Genomic DNA, 15,176 nt, shown 5'->3' with positions numbered 1-15,176 from the left:
TTCGGGCGGTGGTACTGCGGTGCGGCCTCATCTGGTTTCCGTTCCCTCGGTGCGCTGCTGCAGCGGCTGCAGGCTCTACAGCTAGCACCTGATTGCCTGCCGGTCCATAGGTAGTCCGGCGGCGGACCCGGGACCTCGGTCCGTCGATGAATGCCCGGATGGAGGCGCTCCAGTCCGTCGTGACAGCGTCCAAGGCGGTTCCTGTGCAGCTCCTGTCGCCGCGTTCAGGTGGCGCCGCTTCGCCGGTAAGTAGTGCCGCGGATTAGACGGGTAGCCGCGGGCGGCATTCGGGTAGCCGGATGCCGTTTCCACGCTATTTTTCCGGGATCCGCCGTCATACTCTTGCTTCACTTTCCGGCTCTGAAGAGTGTCAGGTCTCCAGGAGTGTGCGTCTTCCCGGCGCCTTCCGGTCTCTTCCTAAGGGGGCTCCCTGTGTCGAGGGCGCGCGTAATTTCAAAAGTTGCTGGACCGCTGGCCATCGCTTCAATCGTCTTCTCTGCACTGGTGGCCAATCCGTCACCGGCCGCGGCGGCGCCGGTGGTGGTGCGGAACGGCTCGACGGCGGCGACGGCGGCGGCCTCGTGCTGGGAAATCAAGCAGGACGCCCCTGCGGCGGCCAACGGCACCTACTGGCTGCTGACGCCCGCCATGGATGCCCCCGCGCAGTTCTACTGCGACATGACCACCGACGGCGGCGGCTGGGTCCTGATCGGCAAGGGCCGGGAAGGCTGGGTGGTCAACAACAACGGGAAGGGCTCGCCGTCTGCACTGCGCACCGCCGGCCTGAACCCCATGTCATCAGCAACGACGCAATACTCGGCCACCGTCGTGCAGGGATTGCTCAACGGCGGCCGCCCGGACGCCCTGACCGACGGCATCCGCCTCAAGCGGGCGATGAATGCGGACGGGACGCAGTGGCAGGAAGCCCGGTTCAATACGAACAAGGGGGAGCGCTGGGTCTGGACCTTCAGCGCGGAGCACCAGGTGGCCTGGTTCACCTTTGACGGCGTGCGCGGCGGAGGAGGGCTGAGCTCCAACTTTGGCGCAGATGACGCGTACCAGCGGGTCACCACCAACACCCTGGCGGACGCATCGCAGGGCTATACCCAGGGGTTTTCCTTCGGTCCGGCGGTAACCGGCACCAGCAGCAGCACCAGCTACCTCTGGTCGAAGACGGACGGGCAGGGATCCGCCCGTCCGTACACGGAAATGTATCTCCGACCCCGGCTCACCTCCCTGGACGCGGGCTTCACCCGCATCGGAGACGGCGGCACCGCAGCGAAAACGAATGTCCCGGTGGCGTCCTCCCTGGCGCTGGACAGCCCCTGGGGGCTGGCCGACCCGGCGGCTCCGAAACGTGAAGGGGACGTGCTGTCGCAGGCATTCGTCCAGAGCGGCAAGACGATGTACGTCGGCGGCAACTTCACCGCCGTCCAGCGCGCAGCCAATTCCACCGGGGCTGACAAGGTCCCCCAGGCGTTCCTGGCGGCGTTCGACGTCGATACCGGCCAACTGTTGCCCGGGTTTGCCCCTAAGCTCGATGGCTCGGTGATGTCCCTGGCCGTCCTGCCCGACGGCAACGTCGTGGCCGGCGGCATGTTCACGACGGTGAACGGCGCCGCGGCGCCCTCTCTGGTGACACTGAACCCGACGACAGGCGCCACGGCGACCAACTGGTCGGCGGCCGTGGAGGACCGCATCATCGGCGACGTCATGCGGGTCACGGACCTGGCGGTCAACGGCAACTGGCTCTACCTGGGCGGTTCCTTTACACATCTCAGCGGAGGAAGCCGGCCGACCACGCCCGTCTATGCGCGGGACCTGGGCCGCCTGTCGCTGACCGACGGCACACCGGACCCCGAGTGGAACCCCAACATGGACGGGACCGTGATGGGGATCTCGCCGTCCGCGGACGGCAGCCGGGTCTACGCGGCCGGATTCTTCTCCAACGCGGCCGGGGTCACCGCACGCAGGACTGCGGCCGTGCAGACCATCGCCGGCGCCCCGCTCGCCACGCCGGCCTGGAACCCGGTGTGGAGCAACGGCAAGGACTACCAGCAGACCGTGGGGGCCGTCGGAGACCGCGTCTGGGTCGGCGGGTCCGAGCACAGCCTCTTCAGCTTTTCCCCCTCAACGTTTGAGCGGTTGTCCGGGAACATCGGCAAGAACCATGGCGATTTCCAGACGATGGCGTCCAGCACAACGGGCATCCTCTACGCAGGCTCGCACGGCCACGACTGGAACTACTCCAACGCCTTCACCTGGCCGGACGTCGGAACAGGGTGGACCCACGCCGACGCCTTCAGCTACATCGGGGCGTGGGACGCGGCCACGGGCCAGATAGTCCCCACCTTCAGTCCGACCATCACCTGTGCCAAGAAGGCCGAAGGGGTGTGGGCTTCCCTAGTAGACAGCAACGGCACCCTGTGGGCCGGCGGAGACATAGCCACGGCTGCGACACGGACGTCGGTGTCGCGGTGGGCGGGAGGCTTCGCCCGGTTCCAGCAGACCGACGCGACCGCCCCCACCACCCCGGCCGCCGTGACGCCGTCGTCGGACGGATCGACGACGGTAAAGCTTTCGTGGAGTGCGGCGTCGGACAACAGCGGCAGCGTTTCCTACCAGATCCTGCGTAATGACCGGGTGGTGGCAACGACCACCGGCACGAGCATCACCGTTCCGAAGGGCGGCGAGAACCGCTTCTTCGTGCGGGCCGTCGACGCCGCCGGCAATCTTTCGGCCAGTTCGCCGGCCGTGGTCACCAGCGGGGGAAATCCTGCTCCGGTGGCCTCGTTCACCTCTGCCGCCGACGGCTGGGCTCAAAACTTCGACGCATCGGGTTCAACAGACAACGGAACCATTGCCGACTATGCCTGGAACTTCGGTGACGGCACCACCGGCTCCGGCGTCACCGCCAGCCACACCTACACGGCAGCCGGGACCTATCAGGTCCGTCTGGTCGTCACGGACGACGGCGGCGAGCGGGCGGGCCTGATGAAGACGCTGACAATTGTGCAGCCTGCGCCGAAGGATGCCTACGGCGCCGCCGTCTACGGTGAGAAGCCCACACTGTACTACCGCCTGGGCGACGGCAGCGGGACAACAGCGGCGGATTCGGGTGCCGCTGACAGCCCGGGAACCTATTCGGGCGGCGTGACCCTCGATTCCGCCGGGGCGCTGCCGGACGTGCCGGACACGGCCGCCGCGTTTGACGGCACCTCCGGCATGGTGGCCAGTCAGCAGAGCTACGACAACCCCGGCGCCTACACCTTGGAGCTGTGGTTCAACACGACCACCACCACCGGCGGAAAGCTGATTGGCTTCGGCGACCAGCCGGTTGGAACCTCCAACAACTACGACCGGCACGTGTACATGCAGGACGACGGGCGCCTCGTGTTCGGAACCTGGACCGGCCAGCCGAACACGATCACCAGCCCCGCCGCCTACAACGACGGCAAATGGCACCTGATGGCTGCCACGCAATCCGTCGACGGCATGGCCCTTTATGTGGACGGCGCCCGGGTGGGGACAAACCCGCAAACCCAGGCCCAGCCCTACTCCGGATACTGGCGGATCGGCGGGGACACCACCTGGGGATCCAGCAGCCCGTTCTTCGCCGGACTCCTCGACGAGGCGGCCGTCTACCCGACGGCACTGACCGCGGCAAAGGTTGCCCAGCACTACCATCTGGGCGGCGGCAACCTGGCCCCGGCGGCGGTCTTCAGCTCCACCGTCAGCGACGCCTCCGCCGCCTTGGATGCCTCTGCCTCGACCGATGACGGCAACATCACCAGCTACGCGTGGGACTTCGGCGACGGCACCACGGGCACGGGGGTCACCACCACCCATGTCTTCTCCTCGGCCGGCACCTACCAGGTCACGCTGACCCTGACAGACGACCTCGGGCTGACGTCCTCGGTGAGCCACCCGGTTGCCATCACCCGGCCCGCGCCGGCGGATGCCTACGGTGCCGCGGTCTACGCCGGAAACCCCACACTCTACTACCGGCTGGGTGAAAGCGAGGGCCCCGCCGCGCAGGACTCCAGCCCCGCCGGCAGCGCCGGTAACTACTCGGGCGGCGTCACCCTGGGCACTGCCGGAGTGCTGCCGGGAGGGGAGAGCACTGCGGCCTCCTTCGACGGTAACTCCGGCCTGGTCGCCACCCGCAACACGTTCTCCAACCCGACCACCTATTCCCTGGAGGTCTGGTTCAACACCGGCACCACCCGGGGCGGGAAGCTGATCGGGTTCGGCAACAGCGCCACCGGAACCTCCGGCAATTATGACCGGCACGTGTACATGCAGGATGACGGCCGCCTGGTCTTTGGAACGTATACGGGCCAGATGAACACGATCACCACCCCCGGTGCCTACAACGACGGGCAGTGGCACTCGGTGGTGGCGACGCAGTCCGCTGCCGGCATGGTCCTCTACGTGGACGGTGCCGAGGTGGGCACCAACCCGCAAACCGCGGCCCAGGAGTACACCGGCTACTGGCGGATCGGCGGGGACACCACCTGGGGATCCAGCAGTTCGTTCTTCGCCGGCACCCTCGACGAAGCCGCCGTCTACCCCTCGGCACTGACCGCGGCCGAGGTGGCCAGGCACCACCAACTCGGGACCACCGTGGCGCCGGTGAACAAGGCGCCGGCGGCGTCATTCACCTCGACGGCCAAGGACCTGGGGATCACGGTCGACGGATCCGGTTCCTTGGATCCGGACGGCACGGTGGATAACTACGCGTGGGACTTCGGGGACGGCTCCGCCGGCCAGGGTGCCACCGCGACCCACACCTACACGGCCGCGGGCACCTACACGGTCAAGCTCACCGTCACCGACAACGCCGGCCAGGGTGCCACCGCGACCCACACCTACACGGCCGCGGGCACCTACACGGTCAAGCTCACCGTCACCGACAACCAGGGCGCGACGGGGGAGAAGACCGGCCAGGTCACCGTCACGGCCCCGCCGGTGAACAAGGCGCCGGTGGCATTATTCACCTCGACGGCCAAGGACCTGGGGATCACGGTCGACGGGTCCGGTTCCTTGGATCCGGACGGCACGGTGGATAAGTACGCGTGGGACTTCGGGGACGGCTCCGCCGGCCAGGGTGCCACCGCGACCCACACCTACACGGCCGCGGGCACCTACACGGTCAAGCTCACCGTCACCGACANTACGCGTGGGACTTCGGGGACGGCTCCGCCGGCCAGGGTGCCACCGCGACCCACACCTACACGGCCGCGGGCACCTACACGGTCAAGCTCACCGTCACCGACAACCAGGGCGCGACGGGGGAGACGACCGGCCAGGTCACCGTCACGGCACCGGCACCGGTGGACGTGGTGGCCGTTCCGGCAAAGTCCGACTGGAGCTGGCGCTACGAAGCCACCGCGCCGCCGGCCGGCTGGAAGGAACAGGGGTTCGACGCCTCGTCCTGGAAGACCGGGAAGGGCGTCCTGGGCTTCGGCTCGACCGGGCTGGGAACAAACATCGATGTCAGCACCGGCACCAGCACGCGGCCCCTGGCTGCCTACTTCATCAAGACCTTCACGGTGGACAGCGCGGCCAGTGTTTCCAAGCTGGCACTCAAGACGGTCGCCGACGACGGCGTGGTGGTCTACGTCAACGGGACCGAGGTGGGCAGAAGCAACATGCCTGCCGGCACCGTGACGTTCAATACCTACGCGTCAACCGCCACCCGGACGTCGGTGGCTTCGGCCAGCCCGGTGACGGTGGATGTGCCGGTGTACCTCCTGCGGAACGGGACCAACACCATCGCCGTCGAAACGCACCTGAACTACCGCGCAACGGCCGACATCAGCTTCGACCTGAGCGCCACGGCAACAGTCGGCGGAACGGCGCCAAACCAGGCGCCCGTCGCCAAGTTCACCTCGACGGTTTCCGGCCTGGCGGTGGCGCTGGACGGTTCCACGTCGGCGGATGCCGACGGAACGATCGCTTCGTACGCCTGGAATTACGGTGACAACACCACCGGATCAGGGGCGACCGCGACGCACACCTACGCCGCAGCCGGGACCTACACCGTCACGCTCACGACGACGGACAACAAGGGGGCGACCGGTGTGGCAACGGCTCCGGTGACGGTCACCTCGGTGAGCGGGCCGGTGGACGTAGCAGTGGTGCCGGCGAAGGCCCCGTGGAGTTGGCGCTACGAAGGGACGGCGCCCGACTCCGCCTGGAAGAACAACGGGTTCGATGCCTCCGCCTGGAAGATCGGCAACGCCGTCCTCGGGTTCGGCACAACGGGCCTGGGCACCAACATCGATGTTCCGCCTCCGACCAGCAGCCGGCCGCTGGCAGCGTACTTCCTCAATCAGTTCAACGTGGATGACCCCGCCAAGGTATCCAAACTCACGTTGAACACCGTGGCCGACGACGGGGTCGTGGTCTACATCAACGGAACCGAGGTAGCCCGGAAAAATATGCCCGCGGGGGCAGTGACGTTCTCCACTTACGCTTCGGTTGCGACCAGCACGGCCAAAGCCAACGCGGCGCCGCTGACCATCGACGTGCCTACGTCCCTGTTGGTGGGAGGCATCAACACCATCGCGGTGGAGACCCACCTGAACTACCGGGCCACGCCCGACATCAGCTTCGACCTGAAGGCTACGCTGACGAAGCAGCCATGAGTCCCCGGCGGGGATTCTCCGCACCATCTGATCAGGCGGCCCCGCCCGCAGCTGCACCGGCTGCGGGCGGGGCCGCTTCTGTGCGCCGAGGGGGCCGGGGCCATCAGCAGTCCGGGTTGTCCGGGAAGGTTACCTGGCTGACGAGCCACGTGCGGGTCGCGGACTGTACCAGCGTCATCACGTTCAAGGACCTGTCGTTGGCGCTGCCCTTCTGGACGGTCGCTCCGGCGCTCGTCAGCACCGACACTGCCGAGGAATCGACGCAGACGTTGAGGGTCACGGTGGGCGGCTGTGCGCCCGGCTGGTAGCGGACAACCTTGGTTGACACCACCTTCGGTTTGCCGTCGAGGTGCCAGCCGTTGGCCTTGTACTCGCTGGCCTTTGCGAGCAGGGAGTCGTAGGCGGAGCCGGTGGCCAATGCTGAGAGTTGGGCCTTGCTGGGCGGGTTTACCGCGGCGAGAGCCGCGGCAGTGGTGCCCACGTACGCGGCGGCGTTCCTGGTCGCCGCAGCCGCGACGGGGGCCGGAACGGCAACGGCGGGCGCGGCGCTTCCCGGCGGGGCTGGCGACGGTGTAGTGGCCGCCGACGACGGCGGGGGAGACGCCGTGGCGGATTGCGTGGCGGACTGCGAAGTACCGTTGGGGGCGTCTGTCCGGACGGCACCGGGGCTGGCTTGCGTGACGATCAGCAGGACCACCAGCGCGGCCAGAACGGCTGCTGCGGCAACGATGCCGATGGTGCGCGTCCTGGCTTTTGGTGCCTGATCCGGTGCTGCCATAGTTTCTCCCCCTCGATGACCGCCCTCTGCACCGACGACCCCGGGTCCTCGGAGGACAATGATCCAGTATCGTACACGGCTGGTTGTGCTGACTATAGCGGGCACAGGACGGCTGGAGCGGGTACGCGGCGGTGCGCCGGCAGGCCTTCGCGAACCTCCCGGCGCGCCTGTCCGGCGGCCCCCAAAAAGCCGCCTTCCGCGTGTCGTTGCGGGGTGTGGCACCGGGGTGATAATTTCTCTTGCCGCCTCAAATTTTCTGGCCAGGACGGCGCCCGTCCCACCCGTTCCCCCTGCATCCCCGCGCACCAGAAAGGCCGCAATGGCGCTGTTCCTTCCTGAGACCCTGCCGACCCTCCAGACGGTCACCGGCAGGTTCGTTTTGGCCCCGTTCACACCGCTCGATGTCGAGCCGCTGGCCCGGCTCCTTGCCCGGGATGAGATCTGGTCCCAGGGGTTCAGCGACAGCGAGGCACGGCCCGCGGGGGAGGCCGAGCTGGCGGCGTTCGTGGATCGCCGTTTCGCCGGTCTGCAGGTCTTTTCGGTGTACCGGCAGCTTCCGCAGGGGCAGTCGCGGTTCGTCGGGACCACCGGCATCACCGACCACGACGACCTCTCCGAGCGCGTCAAGATCGGGCGTACCGTGATCGATCCGGATCTCTGGGGAGCCAAGGTGAACCACGAGGTGAAGATCACCCTGTTGGACTGGCTGTTCTCGTGCGGGGCCGGACGGGTCGAGTGCGACGTGGACGCCCGCAACCAGCGCTCCCTCTCGTCGCTGGTCCGGTTCGGTTTCACAGCCGAAGGTACCCGCCGCCGGTCCTCGCGCAACATCGACGGGCTGTGGCGGGACTTCGTCATCCTGTCGCTGTTGACCGAGGAGTGGCCGGACGTGCGGCCGCGGGCGCTGGCGGCGCTGGCCGGTCCGAGCCGCGCCGACCTGCTGGCTGTGTAGCCCGGCGGGGGTCAAGCCACCGGGTTGACCGTGTCCCCGTGCCGGTGGGCGACCTTCCATTCCCCGTCTTCCCGCCGGTACACCTGGGTGGCCCGCAGCGTGTAGCTGCGCGGTTCACCGTCGACCGAGGCGGTGATGTGCTCCTGCCCTGCCGTGTAGGCCAGGTCGCCGACGACGTCGAAGGCCTGCAGTTCGAAGCTGTAGGCGGTGCAATCGGAGAAGCTCCGCCCCAGCGCGGCGAAGAGTTCATCCACCTGCTCCAGCCCCGAAGCGTTACGCCAGGCCCCCAGCACGCTGACCGGCTCGTGGCGGGACCAGATCGCGCGGCGCGGGCCGGCGTCCCCGTTGTGCAGCGCCACTTCGGCCCGGTACAGCACCGAGGTCACCCAGACCAGGAAATCATCGCGGTCGGTCATGCTCCCAGTATGCGCCGCTGCCCGAGGCGCCGCCATCGGGCAGCGGCGCCCTGGGCAGCGCTGCTCCCGGACAACAAAAAAGCCCTCGGAATCCGAAGATTCCAAGGGCTTTTCCTTGTGTGCGCGGAGGGGGACTTGAACCCCCACCCCCTTTCGAGGACTAGCACCTCAAGCTAGCGCGTCTGCCATTCCGCCACCCGCGCAGGTGGTATTTCCGGGAAAATTTCGCCTTTCAGCGTTTTGCTTTTCTCGGAAGCAGCGAGAAAGACTCTACACGAAGTTTTCGGAAACAAATAATCGGGGCCTGCCGGGGCGGTGTGGGTAGGCTGAAGCCAGTACCGAGCCCCACCACCGGATCCCTGAGGAGCGATATGACTGAAGTTCGGCCTGAAGACGAAGTTGTCCGGATCTGCCAGGAGCTGATCCGGATCGACACCTCCAACTACGGCGACGGCTCCGGGCCGGGGGAGCGCGCCGCGGCCGAGTACACGGCCGGGTTGATCACCGAGGTGGGTCTGGAGGCCGAAATCTTCGAGTCCGCTCCGGGCCGTGCAAGTGTCGTGACCAGGATGGCGGGCGAAGACCCGTCCGCCAGCGCGCTGGTGGTCCACGGCCACCTCGACGTCGTTCCCGCCCTGCGCGACCAGTGGTCCGTGGACCCCTTCGGCGCCGAACTCAAAGACGGCCTGATCTGGGGCCGCGGGGCCGTGGACATGAAGGACATGGATGCCATGATCCTCGCCGTCCTCCGTGACTTCGCCCGCACCGGCCGCAAGCCCAAGCGCGACATCGTTTTCGCGTTCTTCGCCGATGAGGAGGCCGGCGGCAAGTACGGCGCCGGTTACGCCGTCGAGCACCGGCCGGAGCTGTTCGAGGGTGCTACCGAGGCGATCTCCGAGGTGGGCGGGTTCTCGGCGACCATCGGCGGCCAGCGCACCTACCTGCTGCAGACCGCCGAGAAGGGCCTGTCCTGGCTGCGGCTGGTCGCCCACGGCAGGGCCGGCCACGGGTCCCAGATCAACACCGACAACGCCGTGACCCGGCTCGCCGGCGCGGTCTCCCGGATCGGGGACTACCGCTGGCCGGTGGAACTGACGCCGACCACCCGGCAGTTCCTGGACGGCGTGACCGAACTCACCGGCGTCGAGTTCGACGCTGACGACCCGGAGAAGATCCTCAAGGAACTTGGCACCGTGGCCCGCTTCGTCGGCGCCACCCTGCAGAACACCACCAACCCGACCCTGCTCAAGGGCGGCTACAAACACAACGTGATCCCCGAGTCCGCTGAAGCCCTGGTCGACTGCCGCACGCTGCCCGGCCAGCAGGACCAGGTCCTCGAGATCGTCAGGGACCTCGCCGGTGCGGGCGTTGACGTCAGCTACGTGCACCAGGACGTCTCCCTCGAGGTGCCGTTCGCCGGCAACCTCGTCGACTCGATGATCGACGCCCTGCACTCCGAAGATCCGGGCGCGAAAGTCCTGCCCTATACGCTGTCCGGCGGCACGGACAACAAGGCGCTGAGCCGGCTCGGCATCACCGGATATGGTTTCGCGCCGCTGATGCTGCCGGAGGACCTGGACTTCACCGGCATGTTCCACGGCGTCGACGAACGCGTCCCGGCCGAGTCGCTAAAATTCGGCACGCGCGTGCTCAAGACCCTCCTAAGCAACTACTGAGCGGACGTTTCAGACCGATGGCATCCCAAGACCGCACACCGCACACCATCCTGCCCGACGCGCTGCTGGAACGGATCCGGGGCCGGGCCGCCGGCTACGACCGGGACAATGCGTTCTTCACCGAGGATCTCCGCGAGCTCGCCGACGCCGGTTACCTGAAGGCCTTCGTCCCGGTCGAGGACGGGGGACTGGGACTGGGCCTGGCCGGAGCGGCGCAACTGCAGCGCCGGCTGGCCACCGCGGCGCCGGCCACGGCGCTGGCGATCAATATGCACCTGGTGTGGACCGGCGTCGCGTACGTCCTGGCGGCCCGCGGCGATTCGTCCCTGGACTTCGTCCTGAAAGAGGCCGCGCAGGGTGAGATCTTCGCCTTCGGCAACTCGGAGGCCGGCAACGACTCAGTCCTGTTTGATTCGAAGACCGAGGCGACTCCGCTGCCGGACGGCAGCTACGGGTTCACCGGGACGAAGATCTTCACGAGCCTGTCGCCGGCCTGGACCCGGCTGGGCATTTTCGGCAAGGACGCCACGGGCCGTGGCGGCGAAGGCGAGCTTGTCCACGGCTTCATCGACCGCGAAACCCCCGGCTACCAGATCCTGTCCGACTGGGACACCCTGGGCATGCGGGCCAGCCAGTCCAACACCACGGTGCTCGAGGGAGCCGTCGTCCCGCCGGAACGGATCTTCCGCAAACTCCCGGTCGGCCCGAACGCCGACCCGCTGATTTTCGCGATTTTCGCCTGCTTCGAGACGCTGCTCGCAGCGGTCTACACCGGCATCGGCGAACGGGCACTGGAGCTGGGGGTGGCGTCGGTCAAGCGGCGGACCTCGTTCAAAAACGGCGGCCGCAGCTACGCCCAGGACCCCGACATCCGCTGGAAAATTGCGGAGGCTGCGATGGCGATGGACGGCCTCTACCCGCATCTCGCGGCCGTGGCGTCCGACGTCGATGCCCTCGCCGACCACGGCGGGCAGTGGTTCCCCAAACTGGTGGGGGTGAAAGTCCGGGCCACCGAAACGGCGCGCACCGTGGTGGATCTGGCCATCAGGGTCTCCGGCGGGTCAAGCTATTTCCGCGGTTCCGAGCTCGAGCGGCTCTACCGGGACGTCCTGGCCGGCATGTTCCACCCGTCCGACGACGAGTCGGCGCACAACACGGTGGCCAACGCCTGGCTGGGCCCGCTGGAAGGCTGACCGGCGGGGCGGCGGGTCAGACGGTGCGCTGGACCTGGAAGACCTTGCGGCGGAGCCAGAACCGCCGGCCGCCGCCGACATACAGGACGCTGCGCTCCAATTCCCACTTCCCGTACTCGGAGTGGGCGGCGAGCAGGCGGCGGGCTTCGGGCAGGGAATCCTCAGGGCTGACGGTCAGAACGAGATACTCGTACTGCCTCGCATAGTCCCGCTCCCGACGGACCGAGCTGTTCAGAAATTGTTCCCTCATCGCTCTCCATTTTCGTCTTTTTCGGGCTAACGTGAAGTCATGAGCATCGATCCGCGTGTCGCGCTTCAATCCCTGACCGCCGCCCTCGAGGAGCATTTGGCCGCTGCTGCGGCGCGGCGGGGAGAAGGGGATCCCGCGGTCGAAGCGGCATTTTTTGCTGTCGCCGATGCCTTCGAAGTCTATGACGACTCGCTCTACGAAGCGTACGGCGAAGTGACCCCGCTTGAAGTCATCGAGGAAGAAGATGACGAGGACGAGGACGAAGATGTCGACGACGAGGAAGACCTGGAACTGCTCCGCGACAGCTAGTCCCCGTCTCAAAGCTGCTCTACCGCCGCATCGTGGCCTAACACCTATCTGGTGCCCAGCACCCGCCATTTGCCACGCCCTGCAAGGAAAACGAGTACACATGGAGCGCCGCCGCAACTGCGACCGGAAAAAACACGTAGTCACTACGCCTGCCACCATGCACCGGCCTTTATACATTTATGAAGGGCCGTGGGCCGGAACGTGCAGTGCCGCTAGGTGGCGCTACCCGGTTTCATGAAAACGGCCGGCATGGATCGAGGCCGCAATGGACGCGAATTGCACCCGTCCCGGACGGAGAGCCGTAATGGGAGCGGCGGTAGCAAGCCTTTCCTATTTCGCATCAGGGGCGGCCGCGGGGGATCGGAAGCCGTCCGGCCACTTGATGCATGACCCGACGCTGACGTCTCTCCCGGCGATGCCGGTGCCACAGCCGGAAGCGACGCCCAAAGCGGTGGGTCAATCGTCGCCGCTCGGCACGGTGGCGGCCTTCAATGCCGCCAGCGAGAACCTGCTCCCCGGCACGCCCCGAAGCGAGTTCCCTTCGAAATGGTCGACCTCCCCGATGTTGGAGGGTTTCCTGGGCCAGCACGCATCCACTGCCAGCCGACGCATTGTGGATGTCTACGTCAACTCCACGCTAGGCAGTATCCGAATCAAGGCCTACCGGATTGGGTACTACCACGGGACAGGTCAGCGTCTAGTTTGGACGTCCGGCATCGTGCATGTCTGGCGGCAACGGCGCCCCACCTTTCGGCCCGTGACACGGATGGTTTCGTGCCCCTGGAAAGTGACGACATCAATTGACACGACGGGCTGGCCCGAGGGCTTCTACTACCTGGTCCTGGCAGGCGCATCCGGGCAGAACCACCTGATCCCCCTCGTGGTTGAATCCGCATCAGTCAAGGGAAAGGCGGTGTTGGTCTTCAACGACTGCACCATGCAGGCATACAACATCTGGGGTGGCCGCAGTTTGTACACCGGGCCCGGCCATTCACGCGCGGCCCGGGGCAGCTCCCGGTCATACAAGGTCTCCTTCGACCGGCCGTACAGGAACTTCATAGAGTTCGAGGCGCAAAATGTACCGCTAATCCGCGCCGCCGAGGCCATCGAAGACGTCAATCTCACTCTCGCTTACACCACTGAGGCCAGGATCTGCGGAAACGCCGACCTCGTCCGCGGTGCCGCTGCCGTTGTTTTCTCAGCCCATTCTGAATACTGGTCGCCAACATTGCGCCGGACCATCGAGGGTGCCCGGGACAGGGGCGCCAACATTGTCTTTTTCGGAGCCAACAACGTGTATTGGCGTACCCGGCTGGAACGCGGAAGCACCGGCAAGGACCGCATCTTGGTTTGCTACAGGAAGGCGCATCTTGACCCTGTACGGCGTAAGCACCCGGCGGCCGTGACTACTCAATGGCGTCAGGAGCCCGCCTCCCGTCCGGAATCAACCCTGACAGGGTCCCTCTACGGCGATCTTCGGTCCAAGGGAATGTTTACAGTGACAGATCCAGACTTTTTTGCCTTCGCTGGCACCGGCGCAACCCGTGGCGCAACGTACGCGGGCCTCACCGGGGGCGAAACCGACCGGGTCTACCCGACGTCGGAGTACCCCGGGTTCAAGTATCCGGAAGATCTCCACATTTTCGCGCATTCGCCGGAGTCGGGTGGCCACACCCGGCATGGCTGGTCGGATTCAACCTTTTACACGGTCCCGTCCGGGGCGGGGGTGCTCAACATGGGCACCATGAACTGGCTCCAGGCTCAGGTCGACGCCGCCGTTCCGGCGCGTTCCCGAGCCTTCGCCCGCCGGGTCACCCAGAACATCATCCGCAAAGCATCGCTTGGGCCCCTCGGTGCCCCGCCCAAGAGTCGGGAGCGGCCACAGCGCCCCCCGGGCGAAGTCACGGCCAAGGGAACGAGCAGCGCCAGAGGCCCGATCCCGTTCTAGGCGGGACCCACCGCTCCTCCCCTCCGGATCATAGCGGCGCGGACACGTCCTCCAGGGCGGTTGCGATTTCCGGCGGCAGCGGTTTCAGGTCCGCGTCCAGGATCTCCTTCAACTGGACCGGTGTCCGGGCACCCACCACGGCGGAGGCCACCCCGTGCTGGGACAGCAGCCAGCTCAGGGAAACGTCCAGGACGCTCCGGCCCAGGCCCTTGGCCGCCATCGCCACGGCCTCCACCACCCGGGACGCACCGCCCTCCAGGTAGGGCTCAACGTAGCCGGCCAGTTTCTGGCTGGCCGCCCGGGAGTCTGCCGGCATGTGGCCGCGGTACTTCCCGGTCAGGACACCGCGCCCCAGCGGGCCCCACGCCAGCAGGCCGAGGCCGGCGTCTTCCACCGCGGGAATGAGTTCCTCCTCGGCACGGCGCTGCAGCAGCGAATACTCCGCCTGGCACGCGACCAGCGGGAACCCGGCGACGGCCGCCGCCTTGGCGGTCTGCCAGCCGGTGAAATTGGAGACGCCGGCGTACCGCGCCCGGCCGGACCGGACAGCGAACTCCAGGGCGGACAAGGTCTCTTCCAGGGGCACATTGGGATCCCAGGCCTGGGCGAACCATAGGTCCACGTAGTCAGTGCCCAGCCGGGCCAGGCTGGCGTCCAGCGAGGACAGCATTCCATTGCGGGAAGTGTCCACGCTCCGCCGGCCGCCGGAGGCCCCCAGGCCGGCCTTGGTGGAGATCACGACCTCCGAGCGGGCCACGACATCACCCAGCATGCCGCCGAGCAGGACCTCGGCGCCGCCTCCTCCATAGGACGCTGCGGTGTCGATCATGGTGCCGCCGCCGTCGACGAACGCCCGGAGCAGGCCGGCGGCGTCTTGCTCGTCGGTTTCACCGGCCCACGACATGGTGCCAAGGGAAAGGGACGAGACACGCAACCCACTGTTGCCGACATAACGCTGCTGCATGCCTGCAAGCTTACGGTGCTTCGGAACTCCATAACGT

General features: G+C 67.0%; 10 protein-coding genes, 1 tRNA gene and 1 pseudogene. 7 read left to right on the top strand and 5 right to left on the bottom strand.

What is annotated here, in order from left to right; genetic code table 11:
* Nucleotides 1-252: 252 nt before the first annotated feature.
* Both ASG71_RS17145 and ASG71_RS16995 read left to right on the top strand, forming a co-directional pair.
* Nucleotides 253-5,176, top strand: a pseudogene (locus tag ASG71_RS17145) (PKD domain-containing protein); the annotation flags it as partial.
* 1 nt (nt 5,177) lies between these two features.
* The coding region (locus ASG71_RS16995) for a PKD domain-containing protein (protein WP_235564068.1) at nt 5,178-6,653 on the top strand (1,476 nt) is incomplete at its 5' end.
* 103 nt (nt 6,654-6,756) lie between these two features.
* Here ASG71_RS16995 and ASG71_RS16705 read toward each other — a convergent pair.
* The gene (locus tag ASG71_RS16705; RefSeq protein WP_157366403.1) at nt 6,757-7,431 is read right to left on the bottom strand and encodes a hypothetical protein; all 675 of its coding nucleotides are present in this window, start codon (nt 7,429-7,431) and stop codon (nt 6,757-6,759) included.
* 319 nt (nt 7,432-7,750) lie between these two features.
* On the opposite strand from ASG71_RS16705, the gene ASG71_RS11700 reads away from it, so the two are divergent.
* A complete protein-coding gene (locus ASG71_RS11700; RefSeq protein ID WP_056739388.1) occupies nt 7,751-8,383 on the top strand; it encodes a GNAT family N-acetyltransferase in 633 nt (210 codons plus the stop codon).
* An 11-nt stretch (nt 8,384-8,394) separates the two neighbouring features.
* Here the strand turns inward: ASG71_RS11700 and ASG71_RS11695 are convergent, their stop codons facing one another.
* Nucleotides 8,395-8,799: a nuclear transport factor 2 family protein gene (locus ASG71_RS11695; RefSeq protein WP_056739386.1), complete on the bottom strand. Its 405-nt coding sequence runs from the start codon at nt 8,797-8,799 to the stop codon at nt 8,395-8,397.
* A 120-nt stretch (nt 8,800-8,919) separates the two neighbouring features.
* Nucleotides 8,920-9,002: transfer RNA gene (locus ASG71_RS11690), tRNA-Leu, on the bottom strand.
* Between the two features lie 168 nt (nt 9,003-9,170).
* Here ASG71_RS11690 and ASG71_RS11685 point away from each other — a divergent pair.
* Both ASG71_RS11685 and ASG71_RS11680 read left to right on the top strand, forming a co-directional pair.
* Nucleotides 9,171-10,475, top strand: a complete 1,305-nt coding sequence (locus ASG71_RS11685; protein WP_056739384.1) for a M20/M25/M40 family metallo-hydrolase — start codon at nt 9,171-9,173, stop codon at nt 10,473-10,475.
* 17 nt (nt 10,476-10,492) lie between these two features.
* The gene (locus ASG71_RS11680) at nt 10,493-11,668 is read left to right on the top strand and encodes an acyl-CoA dehydrogenase family protein (RefSeq protein WP_056739382.1); all 1,176 of its coding nucleotides are present in this window, start codon (nt 10,493-10,495) and stop codon (nt 11,666-11,668) included.
* A gap of 16 nt (nt 11,669-11,684) precedes the next feature.
* Here ASG71_RS11680 and ASG71_RS11675 read toward each other — a convergent pair whose 3' ends face one another.
* Nucleotides 11,685-11,918 (bottom strand): DUF5703 family protein, encoded by a 234-nt coding sequence (locus ASG71_RS11675; RefSeq protein ID WP_056739380.1) that lies wholly within the window; start codon nt 11,916-11,918, stop codon nt 11,685-11,687.
* Nucleotides 11,919-11,957: 39 nt separating this feature from the next.
* Here ASG71_RS11675 and ASG71_RS11670 point away from each other — a divergent pair, with 39 nt between their 5' ends.
* Both ASG71_RS11670 and ASG71_RS11665 read left to right on the top strand, forming a co-directional pair.
* On the top strand, nt 11,958-12,227 hold the full coding sequence (locus ASG71_RS11670) for a hypothetical protein (RefSeq protein ID WP_056739378.1): 270 nt from the start codon (nt 11,958-11,960) through the stop codon (nt 12,225-12,227).
* 304 nt (nt 12,228-12,531) lie between these two features.
* On the top strand, nt 12,532-14,175 hold the full coding sequence (locus ASG71_RS11665; protein ID WP_157366401.1) for a N,N-dimethylformamidase beta subunit family domain-containing protein: 1,644 nt from the start codon (nt 12,532-12,534) through the stop codon (nt 14,173-14,175).
* A 28-nt stretch (nt 14,176-14,203) separates the two neighbouring features.
* Here ASG71_RS11665 and ASG71_RS11660 read toward each other — a convergent pair whose 3' ends face one another.
* Nucleotides 14,204-15,139, bottom strand: a complete 936-nt coding sequence (locus ASG71_RS11660; protein ID WP_056739373.1) for an aldo/keto reductase — start codon at nt 15,137-15,139, stop codon at nt 14,204-14,206.
* Between the last annotated feature and the right edge of the window lie 37 nt (nt 15,140-15,176).

This window comes from Arthrobacter sp. Soil763, from assembly GCF_001428365.1.
Classification (GTDB): Bacteria; Actinomycetota; Actinomycetes; order Actinomycetales; family Micrococcaceae; genus Arthrobacter.
This window is presented reverse-complemented; position numbering and strand designations above follow the sequence as displayed.

Excerpts from the sequence above, each read along its gene's own strand:
- ASG71_RS16705 (WP_157366403.1), bottom strand. The coding sequence starts at position 7,431 with ATGGCAGCACCGGATCAGGCACCAAAAGCCAGGACGCGCACCATCGGC.
- ASG71_RS11700 (WP_056739388.1), top strand. The coding sequence starts at position 7,751 with ATGGCGCTGTTCCTTCCTGAGACCCTGCCGACCCTCCAGACGGTCACC.
- ASG71_RS11695 (WP_056739386.1), bottom strand. The coding sequence starts at position 8,799 with ATGACCGACCGCGATGATTTCCTGGTCTGGGTGACCTCGGTGCTGTAC.
- ASG71_RS11685 (WP_056739384.1), top strand. The coding sequence starts at position 9,171 with ATGACTGAAGTTCGGCCTGAAGACGAAGTTGTCCGGATCTGCCAGGAG.
- ASG71_RS11680 (WP_056739382.1), top strand. The coding sequence starts at position 10,493 with ATGGCATCCCAAGACCGCACACCGCACACCATCCTGCCCGACGCGCTG.
- ASG71_RS11675 (WP_056739380.1), bottom strand. The coding sequence starts at position 11,918 with ATGAGGGAACAATTTCTGAACAGCTCGGTCCGTCGGGAGCGGGACTAT.
- ASG71_RS11670 (WP_056739378.1), top strand. The coding sequence starts at position 11,958 with ATGAGCATCGATCCGCGTGTCGCGCTTCAATCCCTGACCGCCGCCCTC.
- ASG71_RS11665 (WP_157366401.1), top strand. The coding sequence starts at position 12,532 with ATGGGAGCGGCGGTAGCAAGCCTTTCCTATTTCGCATCAGGGGCGGCC.
- ASG71_RS11660 (WP_056739373.1), bottom strand. The coding sequence starts at position 15,139 with ATGCAGCAGCGTTATGTCGGCAACAGTGGGTTGCGTGTCTCGTCCCTT.